We start from the raw sequence: 19,123 nt of genomic DNA, 5'->3' as shown, positions 1-19,123 counted from the left end.
TGATGGAGGGGAGATTATGGGGTTAGTCCTTAAAAGGCGAGGCCAGATATCACTGGAGTTCATGCTGGTGTTCGCGATAATGATGGTTATGCTGATGTACTCGGTCAAGAGCGTTGGCTTTAATTCGAGCTCTCCTTCCTCGGGAACGCTGGCCATTCAAATTGCCCTTGAGGAGAAGAGCGTCGCCAACGTGATAGCCGGGGCCATAGACCAGGTCTATGCCCAGGGGCCCGGCTCTAAGGTCACGGTTTACGCTCACTTCAACCTGCTTCGCAATTCGAAGTACCTCAAGAACGCCTTTAACCTCACGTCTCCCCAAGTTCAGCTCATGTTCCTTGGAACTAAGGACCCACTTTTCCCAACTGGGGCCGAAAACTCTGTGGTTGTCGTCGCGGTTTCCAACGCCGGCTCAACCCCGGTGATTTCCGGCTCCAACAGGACGGGGGTTTGGGTTCAGACGTACTTCCTTTACAACTCGACGTCCAAGACGGGGTTTACGCTTAGCTTTGCTCCATCAGACGTTCCCACAACGATGAGGGTGGTAGTGGAGTGGAACCCTTCAAAGCCCGTTTCCATGACCTATGATAGCACCTCCGGGACACTCCACATAAACATTAGGCCAGGTGGATGAAATGAGGGGTCAGGTGAGCCTTGATTTGCTCTTTGCAGTGACGATAATCTCGATAACGATGCTCAGCGTGATGAACGTCGCCCTGAGTGAGAAGACCGAGACAGAGGTTATCGGAACCTCCGCGCAGCTCAAGGCCTTCGCCATAGATTTGAGGGGAACCGTCGCGAGACTCTACGCGGCCCCCGGCATGACCGTGCTGAAGACGGCCCCCCTAAAGCTTCGGTCTGGGGACTGGATTAACGTCACCCTCAAGTCGGAGGGTTACCTCATAGTAAAGGCCCACATAGATGGAAAGGACTACGTCGTGGTTCAGAAACTTCAGGTTTCCCCCGGTGCCAACAGCTCCGTGATACTTACGCCCTCAAGTGAGGGGTTTAAAATGGAGTCAAGGAGGCTCTCCGATGGTGTTGAGGTCACGGTCACAACGTAGGGGTCAGACCGCTGTGGAACTGCTCTTCATAACCGCGATAATCCTGACTGGGATAGTTTACATTGTCCCTTCCGTTGTTCACACCAATAAGACCGTCTCCACAACGGACGCCTTCAGAACAGTCGGTTCGGACGTCTGTACGTACCTCAACACCGGTGTTATCGTTAACGATTCAACCCACGCACCCCTCAACAACATCGTTGAACTCTGGAACTACACTCCCGTTGGATGTCGGCTCGTTGGCCTCTCAGTTGTTCCAGTAAACGGCACGCTTAACGTTTCAATTGTGTACTCGTACCCGGACCCCGTCACGAAGTCAGCCTTCGTAGGCAACGTTACGGACTTTCTCAAGCTCAGACTCTCATCGATTCAGGGCTTCCGGCTCGTTGGTGATAACCTGTATTACGGCGGGATGAAGGTTAACCTCACGGTGGTGGTGAGATGAGGCGCGGTCAGCTCCTGAGCTTTGATGCCCTCCTCGCGGTCGTTATCGTCATCTTCATGCTCGGTGCGGTTAGTGCTACCTCCGATAACCTTAAGTCCGGCCTTACAAGCCTCCTCGGCTGGTACGATAGGACCAGTATCCCCGATACCATGCTCGATGTGCTCCTTAAAAGCCCGGGAAGTCCGCCAAACTGGAGTGAAAACGTTTCAACTCTTGCGGTCCCCGGCCTTAGGTCCTATTCCGGTCAATACGTCGATTACAACAAGGCAGTTGCCTTCTTTAACCTCCTGAAGAACAACGATTCCCGAGTCGAGAAGGCCCTCCTGAACCTCAGTTTAAAGCATCCGTTTCTCCTTGACTTTTACCTCGGCAAATGGACGTTTAAGGCCAACTTCTCATGGAACCCAAACGCGGGAGGGGGCATTCCACCGGGTTTTAGTGTTTATAACGGCAGTTGTTCGGTTTCCGGGACGACGAACATAGACTTTACTCAGCCCACGATAATTCCCTGTGACCCGGAGTTTTTCTCCCATGGAAGCCTAAGTATAAACTCCAACTCCGATATCTGTATAGTTCACGAATTCAGGAGCGTTGGTTCCTCTCACCTGTACATATCCAGCGGTGGCAACCTCGTGGTGGGTGGGGACTGGGTTATAGATGGAGCGGTTACTACCGATGTGGACGGAAGCGCCTACATTATGGGAGCCCTAGTGATAAGGGGAGAAGGTTCGAGGACTATTAACATAAAACACGACCTTTACATCTTTGGCGAGACCTCAACTCGGCCCTTAATCTCTGTAACTGGCGCCGCCACGATAAACATCGGAACCCCTGGATGCACGCCTGGCACCCAAGTTCCAGGATGTACCCTCGGTAACCTTTATGTGAACGTGAACGGCGTTTGGTACGCCGCCAACCGGTCCCCGATAACCGACCCCAACTCATGGTATAAGTGGACGGGAAGTGGATGGGAAAAGCTTGACAGCCTCGCGCCTCTGGAGGGAACCGTTTTCGTGAGGGGAGCCCAGCTTGCGATTAACATCGCTGGTCACCCCCTTTCCTCCGACTGGACCCCGCCTTCACCCCCCGAGTGCCTTAACTACGGCTCGGGCCAGCCCCTGACGGTTTCGTCCCTTGAGGGCAATTACACATATCCGCAACAGCTCAACGTGAGCCAGGCGTGGAACCGCGTCGCGTACCTCAACGGCTCGTTTCTCGTGAACCCGACCAACGTTTCCAACGTGTTTGCTGCGATGAACGCCTCCAGCTGGGTCTCGTACTCGGAGAGGAACACTGTAATGAGTCTATTCAAGTACAACAGAACCATGTGGATTGTAGGTAACTCCAAGGGCATAATCTTTGGAGGTGTCCTCAGGTACTCGATTCCCAACTACGCTCTCCTCAAGTTTGTTGTTCCCAACGAAACTGGCTACGTCCTCATCATGGTAGTTGATGGTGGAAACCTAAAGGTCCTCGGCGTTTGGAAAACTTCGGGAACGTCCACGGTAATGGGCCAGATATGGGAACTCGCCAATGGTACCGTCAGAACAGTGGCAACTTACAGGGGCTCCAGTAACTCCCTCACTGTCCCCTGGGGAGACGTATTCAGCTCCCCCGGCGGGGCGGGTCGGCCGGTGCTCATGTACCTGTACTCAAACACCTTCACGCTGCCCGTTGAGATGGTTGATGAAGGCGACATCGGGGTTCTTCTTAGTCCAATGTACGAGCCCCTCCTTGTAAAACTGTGGGTGTGGGATGAGAGATGAGGCGGGGATTCATATTCACGCTTGATGCCGTGCTGGCTCTCTTCCTAGTTTTGATAATGATAACCGCCATAACCACCGCCGAGAGCCAAGTTCAATCGGTTTACAAAACCCAGATGAGGATGGGGGAGTTGGGTGATGCGAACGCGATGCTAAAACTGCTCAGAACCGTTCCGCTGAGTCAGCTGGTTCCGGCTAACGTGATAGATAACTGGGAATCTGGCTCCGACCCGGTTCTGAACCTGACCTTGGTTACCCCCGACATGAGCCCCCTTGAGATAGCCGCCACCTACTGGGCAGTGAGCCCGCTTTACCCATCGAGGGATTACCAGAAGAAGGCCTCAATAATCATCGGTTACATTCTGAACTCGACACTCAAGGGCTACAACTACGAGCTTCTCATAAACAACTGGACGAACACCTTCCTGAGTAAGGGAACCTACAACTACTCCCTCGCAAAGGACGTTTCCGCCGCCACCCTTGTGCTCAGCGGTTACGCCTACAACCAGACTCCGAGGGGCTACGTTGCAAGGGCGTTCCTCAGCAAGCTGAGGGCGAAGGTTACGAGCTACGTGTACCAGGGAGACTACATTTCAACCCAGCACAGTAAGAAATGGATTCAAATTACCTACATTATACCTACCAGTCAGTTTCCGCTTAACACAACGATTATCAACGTCACCTGGTACTTTGAGGCCGCTGTCGTTGATTCCACTTATCGCGCCTACATCAATGGAGAGCCCGTCACTTGCTTTCCTCAATGGAGCACCATGACCTTTAAAGAAATCACTGACGATGGAAGTGGAAGCTGTAACTTGGTTGAGAACGTGCAGAAGAGTGTAAACGAGAGTACTGACACGAACTTTACCGTTGAGGTATACAACAGCGGTGGCGTGTCTGGTGAAGACGGTGCTCAGCACATCATAATAACTTACAAGACATCTCAGGCGTCCACCTTTAGGTATCCCCACTACTATCACTTCGCGGACGTTAGGGCAAACGACTCAATTCACATAGAGAAGTACGTTTTTGTTCCCGGTAACCTTACTGACTTGAGCATTAAGATAGCAGGTCAGAACATCAAAACGGTAACCGCTGCGATTAGGGTTTATGGAAGTGTATCGAAGAGTTTCTCTCTCACTAAGGTAGGTGGATACTTTGTTGCCACCAACGGAACGCTTGCGGACATAGTCAAGGACATGGGTTATAACTACTCTGACCTGTCGGGAACGTATTTCACGATACTCTTCAACGTCACTTGGGATGGGAGCGGTGAGTTGCATTTGGACGGTAGGGACTCCTATGTTTACGCCGACTACATACCGTTTACTGCAATGAGTCTGTATTCTGTGGACGTTACTGATGTGATACCCCCGTACTATTGGTCAGGCGGTCCCGCCTTGGGGTACTTCTATCACAATGCGGAGTGGGAGTGGGACATACCGGAGTACGCGACACCGCTGTACGTTACATTCCAGCTTCCATGGTATCACTCCTCTTTCAGTGATTGTCGTCAGAAGGTTTCTATCCTCATGAACTCGTCAACGAATCAGTGGAGAACCCTTTACTATGCCCCTGACTACAATCCATTCATAGACGCCTTCGCCAGGTGGGGATACACTAGGGTTACCAGGGATTACCTGGATAGAATCATTGGGAATGCCCTCCATACCGGGTTGAACGCCTTTGAGCTAGACTTTGGAAGCTGTTACTACGTTGCCCCCAAGTACACACTGGCCTCTGTCGTTTACCTCCTCAACGCTTACGCCCCCTACGGCAACGTTAAGCCCTACCTCATGCAGGGATACCCCAAGGTTAAGGCCTACAACTTGACCTACGTTTACAACCTTGGCGGACGGAACTACACTGCCTCCATCATAGTTGGAAGCCTCAACGCCGTGACATCTGGGGAGTACCTAAACATTACCGCCTGCAAGTTGGACCCGACCAAGTACGCAGTTGATGACGCGATACTCAGGCTCTTCAGGAACCTCGGGGGGAACGGCTGTACCAAGCCAATCTTGGTGAACCTAGGGGACACGCTCATAGACTACGTTTCCCTTCCGGGTGTTCCGCGGTCTATATCACCCATTACAATCACCCTCAGGATTTGGAGGGTCGGAGGATGAAGAGGCGAGGATTTGTAATAAACGCCACGGTCCTTGTTCTGCTCATACCCCTACTCCTGTTGCTCGCCACGTACAGTAACGTTACATCCTACGTAATACAGGCCCAGTCCCAGGCGACGCGTTTAAAGACGACCCAGGACGTTGTCTCCTACCTCCAGCTCGACCTTCAGAATGTTATGAGGCTCTCCCTTCAGCGAGCCCTTGTTCTGAGCATCGCCTACGTTACCACCGTTCAACCTCTGGACAACGCCCAGCTCGCACTTGAGAGTTTGGTTAAGTACGGCAAGTACTCCCAAATCAGCAATGCTGGGCCCGAGTGGGTGTCCCGGGAGGACCAGTTCATGGGAAACGCCACCCTCCTTAAGTGGCTTGAGAACATGAGAGACTACCTTAAGAAAATGGGGTACATCATGGTCACACCGCCTACCCAGATAGTTAACAACGTGAAGCTTACTATCGCCCCCCTCGACTCCTTCCACATCGTAGCCAACGTAAGCATCCCCCAGATTGTCATAAAAGACACATCCGGAAAGATAGTCTACAACTCTAGCATCCCCCCCAGGGGCTCTCTGTACGTTGTTGTACCAATAACGAACCTTGAGGACCCCCTAATTGCCTACTTAACCAAGGGCAGAATGTCGAGGGTCATCGAACCGTGCTCCTTTGCGTACCCGAACCTCACACCTCCATACTACCTCCTCACGGGTTACGGCAGTGACCCAAGTACGTATCCCCTTAGGTTTGCTGCCCCGTTTTCCCCCACTATTTCAAGCGATAAAGTGTACTACGGCGACACATACCCTGGGGATGGAGCCCTGGCCTACGTCCTCAGGGACAGTCCGAGCACTGCCCCAACGGTTCCCTACGTCTTTGGAACCTCCATAAACGGTTCCCTCGTTTCCCCATCATCCGTCCTCGGAGACGGGGACATGGGTGTCCTAGTCTTCTCTGGAAGGGTTGGCCAAGCGGTTCAGTGGTGCAACGATAGCTTCAACAAACGCGTTGAATTCACTCTCTCCGGCGTAACCAACCATAGCGTTGTCCTCCTTAAGTTCAACCCATCTTCCGTCCCGTTTTCAGAAATCTCCCACAACGGTTCCCTTGCCGAAATGAGAATATACACCTCGACCTGTCAGCTCGCTAATTACTGGATTGAAAAGTGGGACTCGAACGAGATTCTAATATGGCTCAACGTGACCGGAACGGACTACTATATCTACTACTCTCCTACTTCCCAGGTTCAGCCGAGCAGGGGCTATCTTTCGAACGTCGTTGGGAACAACTACTACACGAACGTTACCGTTTATCCAGGTCAGCGCGTCTTCTTGTTCAACACCACTGGGTCAGTCTTTGTGCGCTATAACATTACTGCAGATGAGAACTCCGGTTTCAACGGTGGCGTTGAAGTGCTGACACCCTCTGAAGGCCTTACAAGCGTTCTAAATATCACTTTGGATTACCCTTATAGTGTTAATGACGTTCAAGTTCCGATATACCTAAACTCGACATGGGCATCGCGTATTCCCCATTATGGGAATGAGTCCAGGATTGAAGTCTACTCCGACCCAGATTTCACGGAGAAGGTTCCCTTCTGGATAGAGTACTGGAACGATAGCGGTGCCCTGATATGGGTCAGGACGAACTTACCCGGCAACGTCTACATTAAGTTCGGTGAAGACCTTCCCCTTACCCGGGGCAACGGAGATGAAGTGTTCCTGTTCTTCGACGACTTCAGCGGCAACTCCCTGAACACCTCAAAGTGGTACGTTAAGAACCCGCGCGGAAGCTATTCCGTGAGCAACGGAATCTTACGCTTAAAGGGAAACAACAAGGCAAGTAACCCCGACGTCTGGCTGTGGACGAAGAAAACGTTTCCCTACTACCGCTACGTTATCGGGATGAGGGTGTACATAAAGAACCAGCCATTCTGGATGTGGTACATAGATAACGATGGATGGGGTTGGATGGAGCACATCATTGGACTGTACGGGCACCTGGGGGACTTCGACGTTAACAGCGGAGACTTCGATGATGGGATTGAGGATGGCGGTAAGTATACCAAAAACAGATGGAGCTATGTTGAGGTTGCAGTCAGGGACTATTACTACAATGGCTACCATCTTGCTAGCTTCACAACTTACCAGACGTTGAATCCGTTCGTCTGGAACTGGAGCGACCAGAGCGAGGTTAGTTACTATTACAGGTATTGGCAGGATGGGTGGAATTATTATCTAGCTACATACAACACCTCAATTGGCCTCGGCCAGTTTTATAAAGGCCCCACGGAGTACGACTTCATCTACGTTAGAAAATACCTCGACCTTTATTACCTCACTGAGAGCGTCAAGCAACTTACCTCTTCCGTTCCTGTATCGGTCCAACTCGTTGACAACTGGACGACGGCTGGAAGGCTGTTCATACTCAGGAACTGGACGGAGGTCCTGTCGAGGTATCAGACCGGAACATGGCCGGTGAACGTCCCCAATCGCTATGAGGTGGACATCATTCCCTCATCAACGCTGGCCTTGAACTTCACTCACGAGCCCAATTCTGTGGTTTCCCAGAACTCAAACGCTGACTTGGAGGTAACTCCAATCGGCAACCTGAGCGTATACCTCGTAGTTAACAATACCGCCGACAACTCAGCTCACTTTGCGTGGGTCTTCTGGGCCCCGTATCCATATAAGGTTATCACTCCCGCTCTTGGCGTTCCGGAACAGAAGCCGCCGACTGGCAACTATGTGAGCGCCAAGGTCTTCGACATCCAGCCGTTCATAAGCTGTGTTGTCAATGCCAGGTACTTTGGCGTCGCTGGAGCGCCTTCGTTCTTCGAGCGTCTTGAGGGCGGAAGTACTGCCCACAGAGCACAATACCTTGCCCTTGCCCAGGCGATGCAGAAGGCAGTGTACGGTCGCGTTAAGTATCCGATAGGTCTTGTCAGCTTCATTCTCCCGAGGAACCTTCCGGCAAACCTCAACTTCCTAATCCGCGAACAACCAGCCGTTGATTACATATACCTGGATTACTCCGACTACCCCGGAAACGACCCCGGTGCAATGAAGGTTCTGGGAATTTCGGCAACCGGCGGAATCAGCACGACTCCAGTTCTCGACCAGAACTTCTACCTGACGCTCCAAACCGCCCAGCTAATCTTCGGGCCCTACGCGGCAGACCTGCTCGTTCCACTAACATCTGGGTGATGCAAAATGAGCATTGAGAACCTCCTGTACTCGATAGGAGAGGGGGTAGAACGCCTCGCATCTGGATTTAAATCTTTCCTTTTCCCTGAACCTTCGAGGGAGCCTCCATCCTTTAGGCTGACCTCGCGGCTCGTGAAGTCCCGCGTTACCGTTCACGAGCTCCTCAGCCTTCACCTCCAGCTGTGTTTCCTAACGTACCTCCTTCTCAACTTTGCCGTGGTACTCCTGACGAAGAATCCCCAGTGGGTTGTCGCGGTTGCGGTCCCGTACTTCATTTACTTACATTATCTCTTCGGTCGTTATGGAAGTTTTCTTCTAGATGAGAAACCGTACCGGGTTTTCTATACGGTGATTTCAGCCCTATCCTTCCTGGCTTTTATCGGTTACTCCCTTGTCAGACTCTACCTTAAAAACGTCGTTGCCGTGTATCTATACGTCCTTATTATTGCAATTTCGGTCCTGCTCTTTCGCTGGTACTTCAAGAGAACCTTCGGCAGGGACTACACCTACGGCACCGTTGAGGAGGTTCGGGGTGACCTGGTTAGGGTTTTCGTTCACGACGATATAGCGGCCAACGTTAAGCCCGGCCTTTACTGGCTTCCGGCCGTTCCAGATGCCGAACCCGGTAGAGTCGTTAAGGTCCTCGTGGAGGACAGAACCTTCAGGAGCGCCAAGCCCGTGAGGATAATCGAGGTTTACTTCTCTCAGTCCTCCCAGAGCTCCACCGAGCCGAAAGCCGAGACCGAGTGAAGGATGAGAATGTAAATTGAATGGTGGGGCTCTATTAGGTTTGTCTTTGCGAATCCCGGCCCTTCTCTCTCTATTCTGAGGGGTTCGACCAGGGGGTGACCAGGATTCAGCACGAGTGCGTTGTCGAACACCTCAAGCCCGTATCCCAGTCCTGTGGAGACCCTCTCCATCAGCGAGACGAACGCTTTCCATTTCCTCACCACCGTGGTGTAGTAGAGGGTGTGTCCCACGATATCACCATTAAAGGTAAACACTAAAACTTTAAAAGATTTACTAATATGCAATCCCTAAGCGTAACAAACCCATTAAGTTTTTAAGGGCCGTCCATCGTGCTCGGTTGGTGGTGCCATGATAAACTTGGTTGCCCTCTTCAAGTACCTCCTGATTCTCTACGGCGGCCTGTTCGCGATAACTAACCCTGTTGGGGCCGTCCCCGTGTTCCTCGGCGTTACCCACGACCTCAGCCTCCGCGAGAGGAGGGAGATAGCGACGAAAACGGCCATGACTGTTATAATGACCCTAATCGTTTTTGCCCTCATCGGTCAGTGGATTTTCAAGTTCTTCGGTTCGAGCGTTGACGCCTTTGCGATAGCCGGTGGAATCCTTCTCTTCAGGATGGCGATGGACATGCTCTCTGGCAGGCTCTCCTCCGTCAAGATAAGCCGAGAGGAAACCGAGGAGTTCGATGAGGAGGTCGTTACGCTTGAGGAGGTCGCGATAATACCCCTTGCGATTCCACTGATTTCCGGCCCCGGTGCTATAACGACGGTGATGCTTTACATGGCAAAGGCGGGGAGCATCGCTGAGAGAGTCATAGTCTTGCTCAGCATCGTTCTCATAGGCATTACCGTCTGGCTCGTCCTCTGCTCGGCAAACGTGATAAAGGCCCGCCTCGGAAGGGTCGGCATAAAAGTCATGACGAGGATGATGGGTCTAATCCTGACGTCAATGGCCGTTCAGATGATTATAAACGGCATCAAGGGGGCCTTTGGTCTCTGATATGGTTTTTTCAAATCTCGCCGTTCACGGCGGAGGGAAGTCAGTTTTCCAAAACCCTTAAATCGTTCGAGTTGAACTCCCCTGGGTGTTGAAAATGCGCGGGGACCTGATAAGGATTCTGAGTGCCGTTGAGGAGAAGGCGAACGAGCTGAAGCTTGAAGGTTTCGAGCCCGATGTGGTTCTAGTCGGAGGGGAGGCCTACGAGTTCATAAAGGCCCAGGTGAACGAGGAATTCGGAGGCGACGAGGAGGTCCTCGAGCTCTCGGGCCTGCCTGTGAGGATAGTCGACGAACTCGGTAAGGACGCGGTTGTGATAGACAGCAAGGCCCTCGGCTACGCACCCGCCGCCAAGCGTTTCACCGTTGTGAAGTGACCAGCCAGGCCCTTCCGTTTCTCATTTCGACCCATACTCCGGCCAGAAACAGCAGGCTCAGCGAGACTGCCATAACGTCCGCCAGACTGCCCGGGTTCCTTAAGTCACTCTTCTCGCGCATGAACGTGTCGAACTCCTCAAGGCCCATTCTTCTCTCCAGAACGTCTCCTGCTTTTTCCCTGACGAGCTCGGCCTCTTCAATACCTGCCTTGCGCAGGATTAGCGTGTCGAGGTTTTCCGCGAGGAGCTCAATGAAGACCCCAACGACGGTCTCCTCCAGCGGGCCAGGAATCTCCCCGACAAGCCTCTTAAAGGTCTCGTAGGTGAGCCGGTAACCCTCAATCCACTCGCGAAAGACGAGCTCCCTTTCCTTGCTAATCTCGGCAATCCTGGAGAGGTTTATCCTGTCTCTGAATAGCTCCTCGAAGGCCTTCTCCGAGTAGACGTCGTATTTCACCCCGCTCGGGAGCCCCTTGGGGTTCGCGATTCTTATCGCCCGGTAGAGCTCCATTGTGTCCCTCACCGTTGACTCCTCGATGAGTAACTTCGCCTTCTCGCCTCCCTCGCGTATCTTCCTCGTCATCGAGAGCCCCATCAGGAGCGGAATCGAGAGGATTATCACCCCAAAGTTCGGGTTGGCATCTTGAACCCGTTTGCTCGCCTCAACGCCACGCCTTATGAGCTCCCCTATTCCCGCCTCGTTCGGCCTGAGAAGGCCGGAGCGGATTGATTCGGCCCTCTTTATCGCCTCGTGGTAGACCCCAGCCAAAGCAGGATACGCAACGAGAAAGTTGTAGATACCCAAATCCTCGAAGTCCCTCTTCCTGCTCACGTTTCCGGGCTTTGGAACGGTCGCCTCCACGAGTGGGCCGGTGAGAAAAGCCCTGATGAGCTCCCATCGGTTCATACTTCCACCACTGAAAGAAGGTAGGGGAACCTTAAAAAGTCAGCCCCCGACCTCGACGTTTCCCACCACGTCGTTCACGGAGACCTCAACCGACCCGTTTCTGGTGGCGTCGTTGATGACGTTGCCCATAACGTTCCTCGCCTTGAGCACCGCGCCCTTCCCCGGTGGAACCGCAACGACCACGTTTCCAACCACGTCGCTGACGGTGGCCCTCTCCATCACGTTGATGTAAACGTTACCTACGATGTTCGAGACTCGGTAGTCAGCCCACGCACGCCCCTTAATCGTTCCAACGATGTCGGAGAGCCCCACACTCGTTGCGTTCACGCCAACGTAAACGGTCCCAACGACGTTCTCAACCTTCACGTAATCGAGCTTCTTAGGAACCTCAACGATGACTGTTCCGTTCCTGTAATCGTCGCAGATTGTCCCCCCGCCGAGATGTGTGTGCTTCGCGGGGCAGTAGACGGTTAGGGCGCCGTTTTGAACGCTCGCCCTGACTGGGAGGTTGCTCTTGATGAGAACCTCGCTCACGTTGGCTGGAACAATTGAGACGTCACCGTTGACGTTCACAACCTTTAAAGCCGAGACTGAAGAATTAAACGCTCCCACCTTGACTATCCTTCCTGCAGTCTTCTTGGGCTCGGAACCGTTTAGTGTTATCTTTCCGCTCATGGCCAGCACAGTTATCGTGCCTGCGACCAGAAGAACGAGCAGGAAAATGCCAAGCGCGAGAACGTGAATGCCACCCCTCCTCATGGACTCACCCATGAGAACAATATCATATTTCCGTATAAGCTTTACGCAAAAACAGGGAAAGAAGAGTTCAGCGGAGCAGTTTGACGAACTCCCTCATCCAGGCGTACAAATCCCCGGGGTGCCTTGAGCTGACCCAGTTGCCGTCAACGACAACCGGCTCATCCACCCATTCTACCCCAGCGTTCCTCATGTCGTCCCTTATTCCGGCGTAGCTCGTTCCTTTCCTACCCCTGAGCACACCGGCCGAGATGAGTATCTGCGGCCCGTGGCAGATGCTCGCGACCGGCTTTCCGTCCTCGAACATCTTCTTCGCTATCGCCACGGCCTTCTCGTTGAGCCTCACCCTCTCAGGCGCCTTTCCGCCCGGAAGGACGAGGGCGTCGAATTCATCGGGGTCAACCTCGTCAAAGGCCAGCTGAACCTCAACGGTGTAGCCGTGTTTTCCGGTAATCTTCCCGCGCTCGAAGCTCGCTATATAGACCTCGTGACCCTCCTCCTTGAGCCTGTGGAGCGGATAAATCAGCTCGACGTCCTCAAAATCGTTGGCGCTGAGGAACAGAACCTTCACTTCAATCACCCCCTTAACGTTCAGAAGAATATATGGGTGACCGCTTATAACCCTAACTGGACAAAAATGGTTAGAGCGGGAGCTCGGTGGTTTCCTTGTGGGTCTTGAGGACGACCATCGTGTGGGTTGATTCGACTCCGTCGACCTCCCCAATCTTGTCGAGGAACTCGTTGAGCTCCTCACTGCTTCTCGTCCTAATCTTGACGAGCATATCGTAGTCCCCGGTCGTCTCGTAGACCTCGCATATCTGGGGGTACTTCTTGAGCTCGTCCGCGACGTGGCCGTACATGCCTGCGCGGGCCTTTATGAGAATGAAGGCGAGAATCTTGAAGCCCAGTGAGTCCGGGTCGAGGATAACCGTGAACTTCTTTATTATCCCCCTATCCTTCAGTTTCTTTATGCGTTCGTAGATGGTTGATTCGGCGAGGCCAACTTCCTTAGAAATCTCACGGAGAGGAGTTCTACTGTTTCGCTGAAGTATTGTGAGTATCCTCCTATCAACTTCATCGAGACCGCTCCTCGTCATTTCCATCACCATCGTGGAAAATTTTCGGGATTCCTTATAAATTTGCCGATTCTCGATAACCATACGTTTATAAAACGCCGTTCGTCTTTTAGTTCCGGGCCGGGGGTGGGCAGGAATGCCAACGAACGTAACAGCGGAATACCTTACCGCGGAGGAGGAATACAGGAACGCAAAGACGATTCCTGAAAAGATTCGGGCACTTGAAAAGATGTACGCGACGGTCCCAAAGCACAAGGGGACCGAAAAGCTCCGCCTCCAGATAAAGCGCAGGTTAGCGGAGCTCAGAAAGGAGCTTGAGAAGCAAAGGCAGATGCGCAAAGGTGGTGGCGGGCCTTCCATAGCCGTTAAGAAGGAAGGGGCTGCCCAGATAGTCCTCGCTGGTTTGCCGAACGTCGGCAAGAGTTCCCTCCTCAAGGCCCTTACCAATGTGGATGCGGACGTTGCCGACTATGCCTTCACAACCGTTCAGCCGATTCCGGGGATGATGCACCACAAGGACGTTCAAATCCAGCTCGTTGAGGTTCCTGGCCTCGTTGAGGGCGCCGCTTTGGGTAAAGGAATGGGCCCACAGCTCCTGAGCGTCATAAGGAACGCCGATGCAATAGCTATAGTCGTTGACCTCTCCCAGGACCCAGTCAAGCAGATGGAGATTCTTTTGAGGGAGTTTGAGAGGGCCGGAATAAAGGTCAACAAGAGGAAGCCGAGGGTCGAAATCAAGAGAACAGCGATGGGCGGAATCGTCATCAACGGCCAGGAGAACATAAAGGGCGACATCAGCGAGGTCATGAAGATGCTCCGCGAGGAGCGCATACACTCGGCCGAGATAACGGTCAAGGAGCCGGTGACGCTCGAGGAGTTCGCCGATGCCATAGACGAGAGCCTCGTCTGGAGGAGGGCCATAATCATAGCCAACAAGGGCGACGCCCCCGGGAGCAGGGAGAACTACGAGAAACTCGTCAAGGCCTACGGCGACCGCTTCAAAATAATCCCGATATCGGCAAAGAAGGGCATAAACCTTGAGGAACTCAAGGACGAGCTCTACGATTTGGCCGGAATCATTCGCGTCTTCACCAAGAGCCCCGGTGAAGAGCCGGCTTATCCGCCGGTCGCGCTTAAGAAGGGCTCTACCGTTATGGACCTGGCCGAGAGAATTCACAAGGACTTCGCCAAGAACTTCCGCTATGCAAGGGTCTGGGGCAAGAGCGTCAAGTTCCCCGGTCAGAGAGTCGGCGCCGACCATGTGCTCGAGGACGGCGACATAGTGGAGATTCACGCAAGGTGACCCTTCTTCCAGCGTCTTTAACCATTGGTGTACAACCTAACGTTTATAAGCATCGGTGTATAAGGTCGAACGCTTACCGTAAAATTTTCGGGGTGGGAGCATGCGAAAGCTCGACCTTACCGAGAAGGACCCTTCTAAGAGAGTCACGATTTACTTCGAGGGGCAACCCCTGGAGGCCTACGAGGGCGAGAAGATTACCGTCGCGCTCCTCGCGAACGGTATCTACTGGCTCACGACGAGCACCGAGGGCAGAAAGAGGGGCGCCTTCACCTTCGGCCCGGTCCCGATGGTGGTCAACGGCGTCAAGAACGTCAACGCGAGGAAAACAGCTGTAAAGGACGGCATGAGGCTTGAGAGGCAGGGCTACGGCGACTTCCAAGAAAAGGTAGAAATCGACGAGGACAAGCCCGTTCTCCGCTATGTTGTTGACGTGGCCGTTATCGGCGCCGGTCCTGCTGGCCTCGGCGTCGTCAAGGAAATCGGCGGAAGGCTCACGACGGCGATAATCGAGGAGAAGGGCTGGCTCGGTGGAGACTTAAAGCTCAAGGGCGTCGAGCAGGAGGGCTTTGGAGACCCGAGAGAGGCCCTGAAGGGGCTCTCCGATTTGCCCGAAAATACGAGGGTCTTCCTGAAGAGCGTCGCGATAGGTGTCTTCGACAAGGGTGAGTACTTCCTCGTGCCCATCGTTAGGGGCGACCAGCTGATTGAAATCCTCGCCAAGCGCGTGGTTTTAGCTACCGGAGCCGTTGACAACATCATGCTCTTCGAGAACAACGATTACCCCGGCGTCTTCAGGAGGAGTGACGCTTTGGAGGTTATGAACGTCTGGGGAGTTGCGCCAGGAAAGAAGGTCGCCGTCGTCGGGGCCTTCCCAGAGGAGCTGACGGCCGAGCTCGACCGCTGGGGGATTGAGTACGTTGTGGTACCCAATCCGAAGCGCGTTGAAGGCAACGAAAAGGTCGAGAGGCTCATAGACGCGAACGGCAACGTCTACGAGGTTAACGCCGTCATAGTCTCCGATGGCAGAAGACCTGACATAAACCCCGTGACCCAGGCCGGCGGGAAGCTGTACTTCAAGCGCGGTTACTACCGTCCGGTTCTCGACTCAAGTCATAGAATCCGCGAGGGAATCTACGTTGCGGGCAGTGCGGTTTCGATAAAGCCCCACTACGCGAACTACCTTGAGGGGAGGCTCGTTGGTGCCTACATCCTCAGGGAGTTCGGCTTCGAGGCCGAACCGTGCATCTACGGGGAGAGGCTCAGGAACTACGAGCCGATAGCGGTTCCAGTCCACAGGCTTCCGCTTGACGAGTTCAACGGCGAGGACGTCCAGATTTGCGGTTGCGACGTGACGCTGAGAAAGGTCGACGACGTCGTGAAGTCCGGCATTACCGACCTCCAGATAATCAAAAGGTTGACCCACCTCGCCATGGGCTTCTGCCAGGGACGCTTCTGTCTCTTCAACGGTGCCGTCGTTGTATCCCAGAGAACGGGAACGCCTATGGATAAACTTGACATTCCGGTCGCGAGGCCCCCGCTCAAGAACATCCGCATGAAGGTCCCCGCGGGGAGGGATTGAGGATGCCGACGAGGGAACTTCCTGAGAGGAGCGAGATAACGATTATCGGTGGCGGAATAGTCGGCGTCACGATAGCGCACGAGTTAGCCAAGCGCGGTGAGGAGGTCACGGTAATAGAGAAGCGCTTCATCGGCTCGGGCTCCACCTTCCGCTGCGGAACGGGCATAAGACAGCAGTTCAACGACGAGGCCAACGTTCAGGTCATGAAGCGCTCAGTCGAGCTGTGGAAGAAGTACAGCGAGGAGTACGGCTTCTCCTTCGAGCAGACAGGCTACCTCTTCCTGCTCTACGACGACGATGAAGTCGAGGAGTTCAGGCGCAACATCGCGATACAGAACCGCTTCGGCGTCCCGACGAGGCTCATAACGCCGGAAGAGGCCAAGGAAATAGTCCCGCTCCTTGACATCAGTGAGGTTATCGCCGCTTCCTGGAACCCAACCGACGGAAAGGCCGACCCCTTCCACTCCACCGCGAAGTTCGCGATAAAGGCCGAGGAGTTCGGGGCGAATCTGGTGGAATACACGGAAGTGAAGGACTTCATCATCGAGAACGGCGAGATTAAGGGCCTGAAGACGAGCAGAGGGGTTATAAAGACCGGCATCGTTGTCAACGCCACCAACGCCTGGGCCAAGCTCATCAACGCGATGGCCGGGATAAGCACTCCGATTCCGATAGAGCCCTACAAGCACCAGGCGGTCATCACACAGCCCATAAGGAAGGGAGCGATTAAGCCGATGGTCATATCCTTCAAGTACGGCCACGCCTACCTAACGCAGACCTCGCACGGTGGTGTCGTCGGCGGAGTTGGCTACGAGCTCGGGCCAACCTACGACCTCAACCCGACCTACGAGTTCATGCGCGAGGTGAGCTACTACTTCACCAAGATTATCCCGGCTTTGAGGGAGCTCCTTATACTAAGAACCTGGGCCGGCTACTACGCAAAGACACCCGACAGCAATCCGGCCATAGGGAAAATCGAGGAGCTGAGCGATTACTACATTGCCGCTGGTTTCAGCGGGCACGGCTTCATGATGGCGCCGGCTGTGGCGGAGATGGTGGCCGACCTGATTACCAAGGGCAGAACAGACCTGCCGGTCGAGTGGTACGACCCGTATCGCTTCGAGCGCGGTGAACTCCGCGGGGAAGCGCTCCAGATGGGCTGATTTCCCGCGATTTCCACCCTTTTCTTATCATTTCGACGGAAATTTTATAAGTCCCTCGCCGGTTCTCCCAGCGATGAGCAAGCGAGAACTCGTTGTCACCCAGGGAAAGCGCGAGAAAACGCTCAAGCTCAAGAAGCTTCGGGTTAAGCGGAGGAACGTCGTAGTCTTGGCCGTAGCCATGTTCATCGCCAACGTTTCATTCGGAATGGCCTTCCCCTATCTCAGCGTCTACATGCGCCTCCTCGGCGCGAGCATGTTCATGGTCGGCCTTTTGAGCGTGGCCTTCAACCTGACCTCGACGGTCTTCCAGTACCCCTTCGGCTGGCTCTCCGACTCAACCGGCAACAGGAAGGGCTTCATAGCCTTCGGCGTGGCCTCGATAGGATTCTTCTACATCGTCATGGCCTTCGTCGGCTCCGCCACCAGCGTTCTAATCCTGAGAACCCTCCAGGGTGTTTTCGGTTCCGCCATGACCCCGGCACATTCGGCGCTGATTTCAGAACTCTCCACGAGGGCGGGCTCGATATTCGGCCTCTTCAACTCCATCGAGAACGCAGGATACATGGTTGGCAACTTCCTCGGCTCCGCGATAGTCGGCTACCTCGGCGTCAGGAAGCTCTTCCTAATCTCCGGTCTCCTCCTGTTCGTATCCGCCGGAATAGTCCTCTTAATCCGCGAGCGTCCCATGGGAAGGCGCTCCCTCCTCGGCATGATTCTCGTGCAGGAAGGCAGGGAGAGCTGGAGGGCAACGGTTAAGGGCTCGGCCTTCAAAAAGCTCATGCGCGGGCACCTCGGTCTCTTCTACGTTACCGTCTTCCTCGTCATGGTCGCCAGCGGGCAGTTCTACAGCGTTTCCTCCGTTTACTTCAAGGAGACCTTCGGCGAGTGGAGCGTTGGCGTAATCTTCGGCATCGAGAGCCTCGCCGCGGCACTAACGGGCTACTTCCTCGGGAAGCTGATAGACAGGCACGGTGCGAAGAAGTTCTACCTGATAGCGATAGCGGGCTATGGTTTGGCCTTCCTGCTCTACGCCGTCGTTAGAAACGTCTGGCTCGTCTTTGGAATAGCCTTCCTCTCGGGCGTCAAGTGGGTTCTGACAATAAACTCGACCTCCGCCTACGTGGCCCAGAACGTCAGGGTGAGCGAGAGGGCCCAGGGAATGGGCCTGCTCAACGCCATGATGAGCCTTGGCTGGGTCGTCGGGCCTCTCCTCGGTGGCTACCTCTCGGGAATAAGCTTCCAGCTGAACTTCATGAGCACGCTGATTCCCCTCGGGCTGGCCTTTCTGCTTGCCTTTAAATTGTAAACTTCAATTTAATATTAACGGGTCTGACTATTTAATGTTATAAATTAAATATCGATAACTTTTTATTGTCATTGTTCGTACTTCTAATAGGGGAAGTGCCTATGGAGTACAGTGGTGATTGGTATACTGAAGCTATGACTTGTCTTATAGAGGCAAACCAGGGAATAAAACCAATTGAAAATTTTCTTTGCGTTATACAAAAAAGTGATAAGATTATAAAAAAGCCCACCCAAAGTCACGTGAGTATAAAATTGCTATATCTCTCAAAGCGGAGGCTCTAGGTTGGCCAGCGGAACATGGATATTCTCCAGAG

At 53.7% G+C, this 19,123-nt stretch carries 18 protein-coding genes; 13 read left to right on the top strand and 5 right to left on the bottom strand.

The window, feature by feature from the left end; genetic code table 11:
- Positions 1-16 precede the first annotated feature (16 nt).
- The 7 genes from ACYQ04_RS09480 to ACYQ04_RS09450 are packed head-to-tail and all read left to right on the top strand — an operon-like array spanning position 17 to position 9,348.
- The gene (locus ACYQ04_RS09480) at positions 17-631 is read left to right on the top strand and encodes a class III signal peptide-containing protein (protein WP_460129083.1); all 615 of its coding nucleotides are present in this window, start codon (positions 17-19) and stop codon (positions 629-631) included.
- Between the two features lies 1 nt (position 632).
- Positions 633-1,061: a hypothetical protein gene (locus ACYQ04_RS09475; protein ID WP_099209647.1), complete on the top strand. Its 429-nt coding sequence runs from the start codon at positions 633-635 to the stop codon at positions 1,059-1,061.
- Complete coding sequence (locus tag ACYQ04_RS09470; protein ID WP_460129081.1) at positions 1,033-1,506, top strand: hypothetical protein; 474 nt, start codon at positions 1,033-1,035, stop codon at positions 1,504-1,506. Before ACYQ04_RS09475 ends, ACYQ04_RS09470 begins: the two co-directional genes overlap by 29 nt.
- On the top strand, positions 1,503-3,272 hold the full coding sequence (locus tag ACYQ04_RS09465) for a hypothetical protein (protein ID WP_460129079.1): 1,770 nt from the start codon (positions 1,503-1,505) through the stop codon (positions 3,270-3,272). Before ACYQ04_RS09470 ends, ACYQ04_RS09465 begins: the two co-directional genes overlap by 4 nt.
- Positions 3,269-5,398, top strand: a complete 2,130-nt coding sequence (locus ACYQ04_RS09460) for a hypothetical protein (protein ID WP_460129077.1) — start codon at positions 3,269-3,271, stop codon at positions 5,396-5,398. The genes ACYQ04_RS09465 and ACYQ04_RS09460 overlap by 4 nt, the downstream gene beginning before the upstream one ends.
- The gene (locus ACYQ04_RS09455) at positions 5,395-8,598 is read left to right on the top strand and encodes a DUF2341 domain-containing protein (RefSeq protein ID WP_460129075.1); all 3,204 of its coding nucleotides are present in this window, start codon (positions 5,395-5,397) and stop codon (positions 8,596-8,598) included. The genes ACYQ04_RS09460 and ACYQ04_RS09455 overlap by 4 nt, the downstream gene beginning before the upstream one ends.
- Before the next feature lie 6 nt (positions 8,599-8,604).
- Positions 8,605-9,348: a DUF2101 family protein gene (locus ACYQ04_RS09450; RefSeq protein WP_460129074.1), complete on the top strand. Its 744-nt coding sequence runs from the start codon at positions 8,605-8,607 to the stop codon at positions 9,346-9,348.
- Here the strand turns inward: ACYQ04_RS09450 and ACYQ04_RS09445 are convergent.
- Positions 9,303-9,578: a TonB-dependent receptor gene (locus ACYQ04_RS09445; protein WP_460129072.1), complete on the bottom strand. Its 276-nt coding sequence runs from the start codon at positions 9,576-9,578 to the stop codon at positions 9,303-9,305. The genes ACYQ04_RS09450 and ACYQ04_RS09445 overlap by 46 nt on opposite strands.
- Positions 9,579-9,696: 118 nt before the next feature.
- On the opposite strand from ACYQ04_RS09445, the gene snatA reads away from it, so the two are divergent.
- Together snatA and ACYQ04_RS09435 are read left to right on the top strand one after the other, a co-directional pair.
- The gene (gene snatA, locus ACYQ04_RS09440) at positions 9,697-10,347 is read left to right on the top strand and encodes a neutral amino acid NAAT transporter SnatA (protein ID WP_460129070.1); all 651 of its coding nucleotides are present in this window, start codon (positions 9,697-9,699) and stop codon (positions 10,345-10,347) included.
- A 94-nt stretch (positions 10,348-10,441) separates the two neighbouring features.
- Positions 10,442-10,720 carry a family 4A encapsulin nanocompartment shell protein gene (locus ACYQ04_RS09435; protein ID WP_460130144.1) on the top strand — a complete coding sequence of 93 codons (279 nt, stop codon included), beginning with the start codon at positions 10,442-10,444 and terminating at the stop codon, positions 10,718-10,720.
- On the opposite strand, the gene ACYQ04_RS09430 is transcribed toward ACYQ04_RS09435, so the two are convergent.
- The 4 genes from ACYQ04_RS09430 to ACYQ04_RS09415 form a co-directional block, all read right to left on the bottom strand.
- Positions 10,704-11,627 (bottom strand): triphosphoribosyl-dephospho-CoA synthase, encoded by a 924-nt coding sequence (locus tag ACYQ04_RS09430; protein ID WP_460129068.1) that lies wholly within the window; start codon positions 11,625-11,627, stop codon positions 10,704-10,706. The two genes, ACYQ04_RS09435 and ACYQ04_RS09430, sit on opposite strands and share 17 nt — an antisense overlap.
- Positions 11,628-11,666: 39 nt before the next feature.
- On the bottom strand, positions 11,667-12,386 hold the full coding sequence (locus tag ACYQ04_RS09425) for a hypothetical protein (RefSeq protein WP_460129066.1): 720 nt from the start codon (positions 12,384-12,386) through the stop codon (positions 11,667-11,669).
- A gap of 67 nt (positions 12,387-12,453) precedes the next feature.
- Positions 12,454-12,954, bottom strand: coding sequence for a deglycase PfpI (gene pfpI / locus ACYQ04_RS09420; RefSeq protein ID WP_460130143.1), 501 nt, complete (start codon positions 12,952-12,954; stop codon positions 12,454-12,456).
- A gap of 70 nt (positions 12,955-13,024) precedes the next feature.
- Positions 13,025-13,492, bottom strand: coding sequence for an Lrp/AsnC family transcriptional regulator (locus tag ACYQ04_RS09415; protein WP_460129064.1), 468 nt, complete (start codon positions 13,490-13,492; stop codon positions 13,025-13,027).
- A gap of 103 nt (positions 13,493-13,595) precedes the next feature.
- On the opposite strand from ACYQ04_RS09415, the gene ACYQ04_RS09410 reads away from it, so the two are divergent.
- From ACYQ04_RS09410 to ACYQ04_RS09395, 4 genes are all read left to right on the top strand, one after another.
- Positions 13,596-14,762 (top strand): OBG GTPase family GTP-binding protein, encoded by a 1,167-nt coding sequence (locus ACYQ04_RS09410; RefSeq protein ID WP_460129062.1) that lies wholly within the window; start codon positions 13,596-13,598, stop codon positions 14,760-14,762.
- Between the two features lie 100 nt (positions 14,763-14,862).
- On the top strand, positions 14,863-16,341 hold the full coding sequence (locus ACYQ04_RS09405) for an FAD-dependent oxidoreductase (protein WP_460129060.1): 1,479 nt from the start codon (positions 14,863-14,865) through the stop codon (positions 16,339-16,341).
- A gap of 2 nt (positions 16,342-16,343) precedes the next feature.
- A complete protein-coding gene (locus ACYQ04_RS09400; protein ID WP_460130141.1) occupies positions 16,344-17,504 on the top strand; it encodes an NAD(P)/FAD-dependent oxidoreductase in 1,161 nt (386 codons plus the stop codon).
- Between the two features lie 73 nt (positions 17,505-17,577).
- Entirely contained in the window at positions 17,578-18,810 is a 1,233-nt protein-coding gene (locus ACYQ04_RS09395) for an MFS transporter (protein ID WP_460129058.1), read from the top strand.
- Positions 18,811-19,123 lie beyond the last annotated feature (313 nt).

The organism is Thermococcus prieurii (assembly GCF_054657655.1).
Note: the sequence above shows the minus strand (reverse complement) of the source record. Positions and strands in the feature narration are given on the sequence as shown.

Excerpts from the sequence above, each read along its gene's own strand:
- ACYQ04_RS09475 (WP_099209647.1), top strand. The coding sequence starts at position 633 with ATGAGGGGTCAGGTGAGCCTTGATTTGCTCTTTGCAGTGACGATAATC.
- ACYQ04_RS09450 (WP_460129074.1), top strand. The coding sequence starts at position 8,605 with ATGAGCATTGAGAACCTCCTGTACTCGATAGGAGAGGGGGTAGAACGC.
- ACYQ04_RS09435 (WP_460130144.1), top strand. The coding sequence starts at position 10,442 with ATGCGCGGGGACCTGATAAGGATTCTGAGTGCCGTTGAGGAGAAGGCG.
- ACYQ04_RS09405 (WP_460129060.1), top strand. The coding sequence starts at position 14,863 with ATGCGAAAGCTCGACCTTACCGAGAAGGACCCTTCTAAGAGAGTCACG.
- ACYQ04_RS09430 (WP_460129068.1), bottom strand. The coding sequence starts at position 11,627 with ATGAACCGATGGGAGCTCATCAGGGCTTTTCTCACCGGCCCACTCGTG.
- ACYQ04_RS09460 (WP_460129077.1), top strand. The coding sequence starts at position 3,269 with ATGAGGCGGGGATTCATATTCACGCTTGATGCCGTGCTGGCTCTCTTC.
- ACYQ04_RS09415 (WP_460129064.1), bottom strand. The coding sequence starts at position 13,492 with ATGGTGATGGAAATGACGAGGAGCGGTCTCGATGAAGTTGATAGGAGG.
- ACYQ04_RS09455 (WP_460129075.1), top strand. The coding sequence starts at position 5,395 with ATGAAGAGGCGAGGATTTGTAATAAACGCCACGGTCCTTGTTCTGCTC.
- ACYQ04_RS09480 (WP_460129083.1), top strand. The coding sequence starts at position 17 with ATGGGGTTAGTCCTTAAAAGGCGAGGCCAGATATCACTGGAGTTCATG.
- ACYQ04_RS09425 (WP_460129066.1), bottom strand. The coding sequence starts at position 12,386 with ATGAGGAGGGGTGGCATTCACGTTCTCGCGCTTGGCATTTTCCTGCTC.
- ACYQ04_RS09470 (WP_460129081.1), top strand. The coding sequence starts at position 1,033 with ATGGTGTTGAGGTCACGGTCACAACGTAGGGGTCAGACCGCTGTGGAA.
- ACYQ04_RS09400 (WP_460130141.1), top strand. The coding sequence starts at position 16,344 with ATGCCGACGAGGGAACTTCCTGAGAGGAGCGAGATAACGATTATCGGT.
- snatA (WP_460129070.1), top strand. The coding sequence starts at position 9,697 with ATGATAAACTTGGTTGCCCTCTTCAAGTACCTCCTGATTCTCTACGGC.
- ACYQ04_RS09410 (WP_460129062.1), top strand. The coding sequence starts at position 13,596 with ATGCCAACGAACGTAACAGCGGAATACCTTACCGCGGAGGAGGAATAC.
- ACYQ04_RS09395 (WP_460129058.1), top strand. The coding sequence starts at position 17,578 with ATGAGCAAGCGAGAACTCGTTGTCACCCAGGGAAAGCGCGAGAAAACG.
- ACYQ04_RS09465 (WP_460129079.1), top strand. The coding sequence starts at position 1,503 with ATGAGGCGCGGTCAGCTCCTGAGCTTTGATGCCCTCCTCGCGGTCGTT.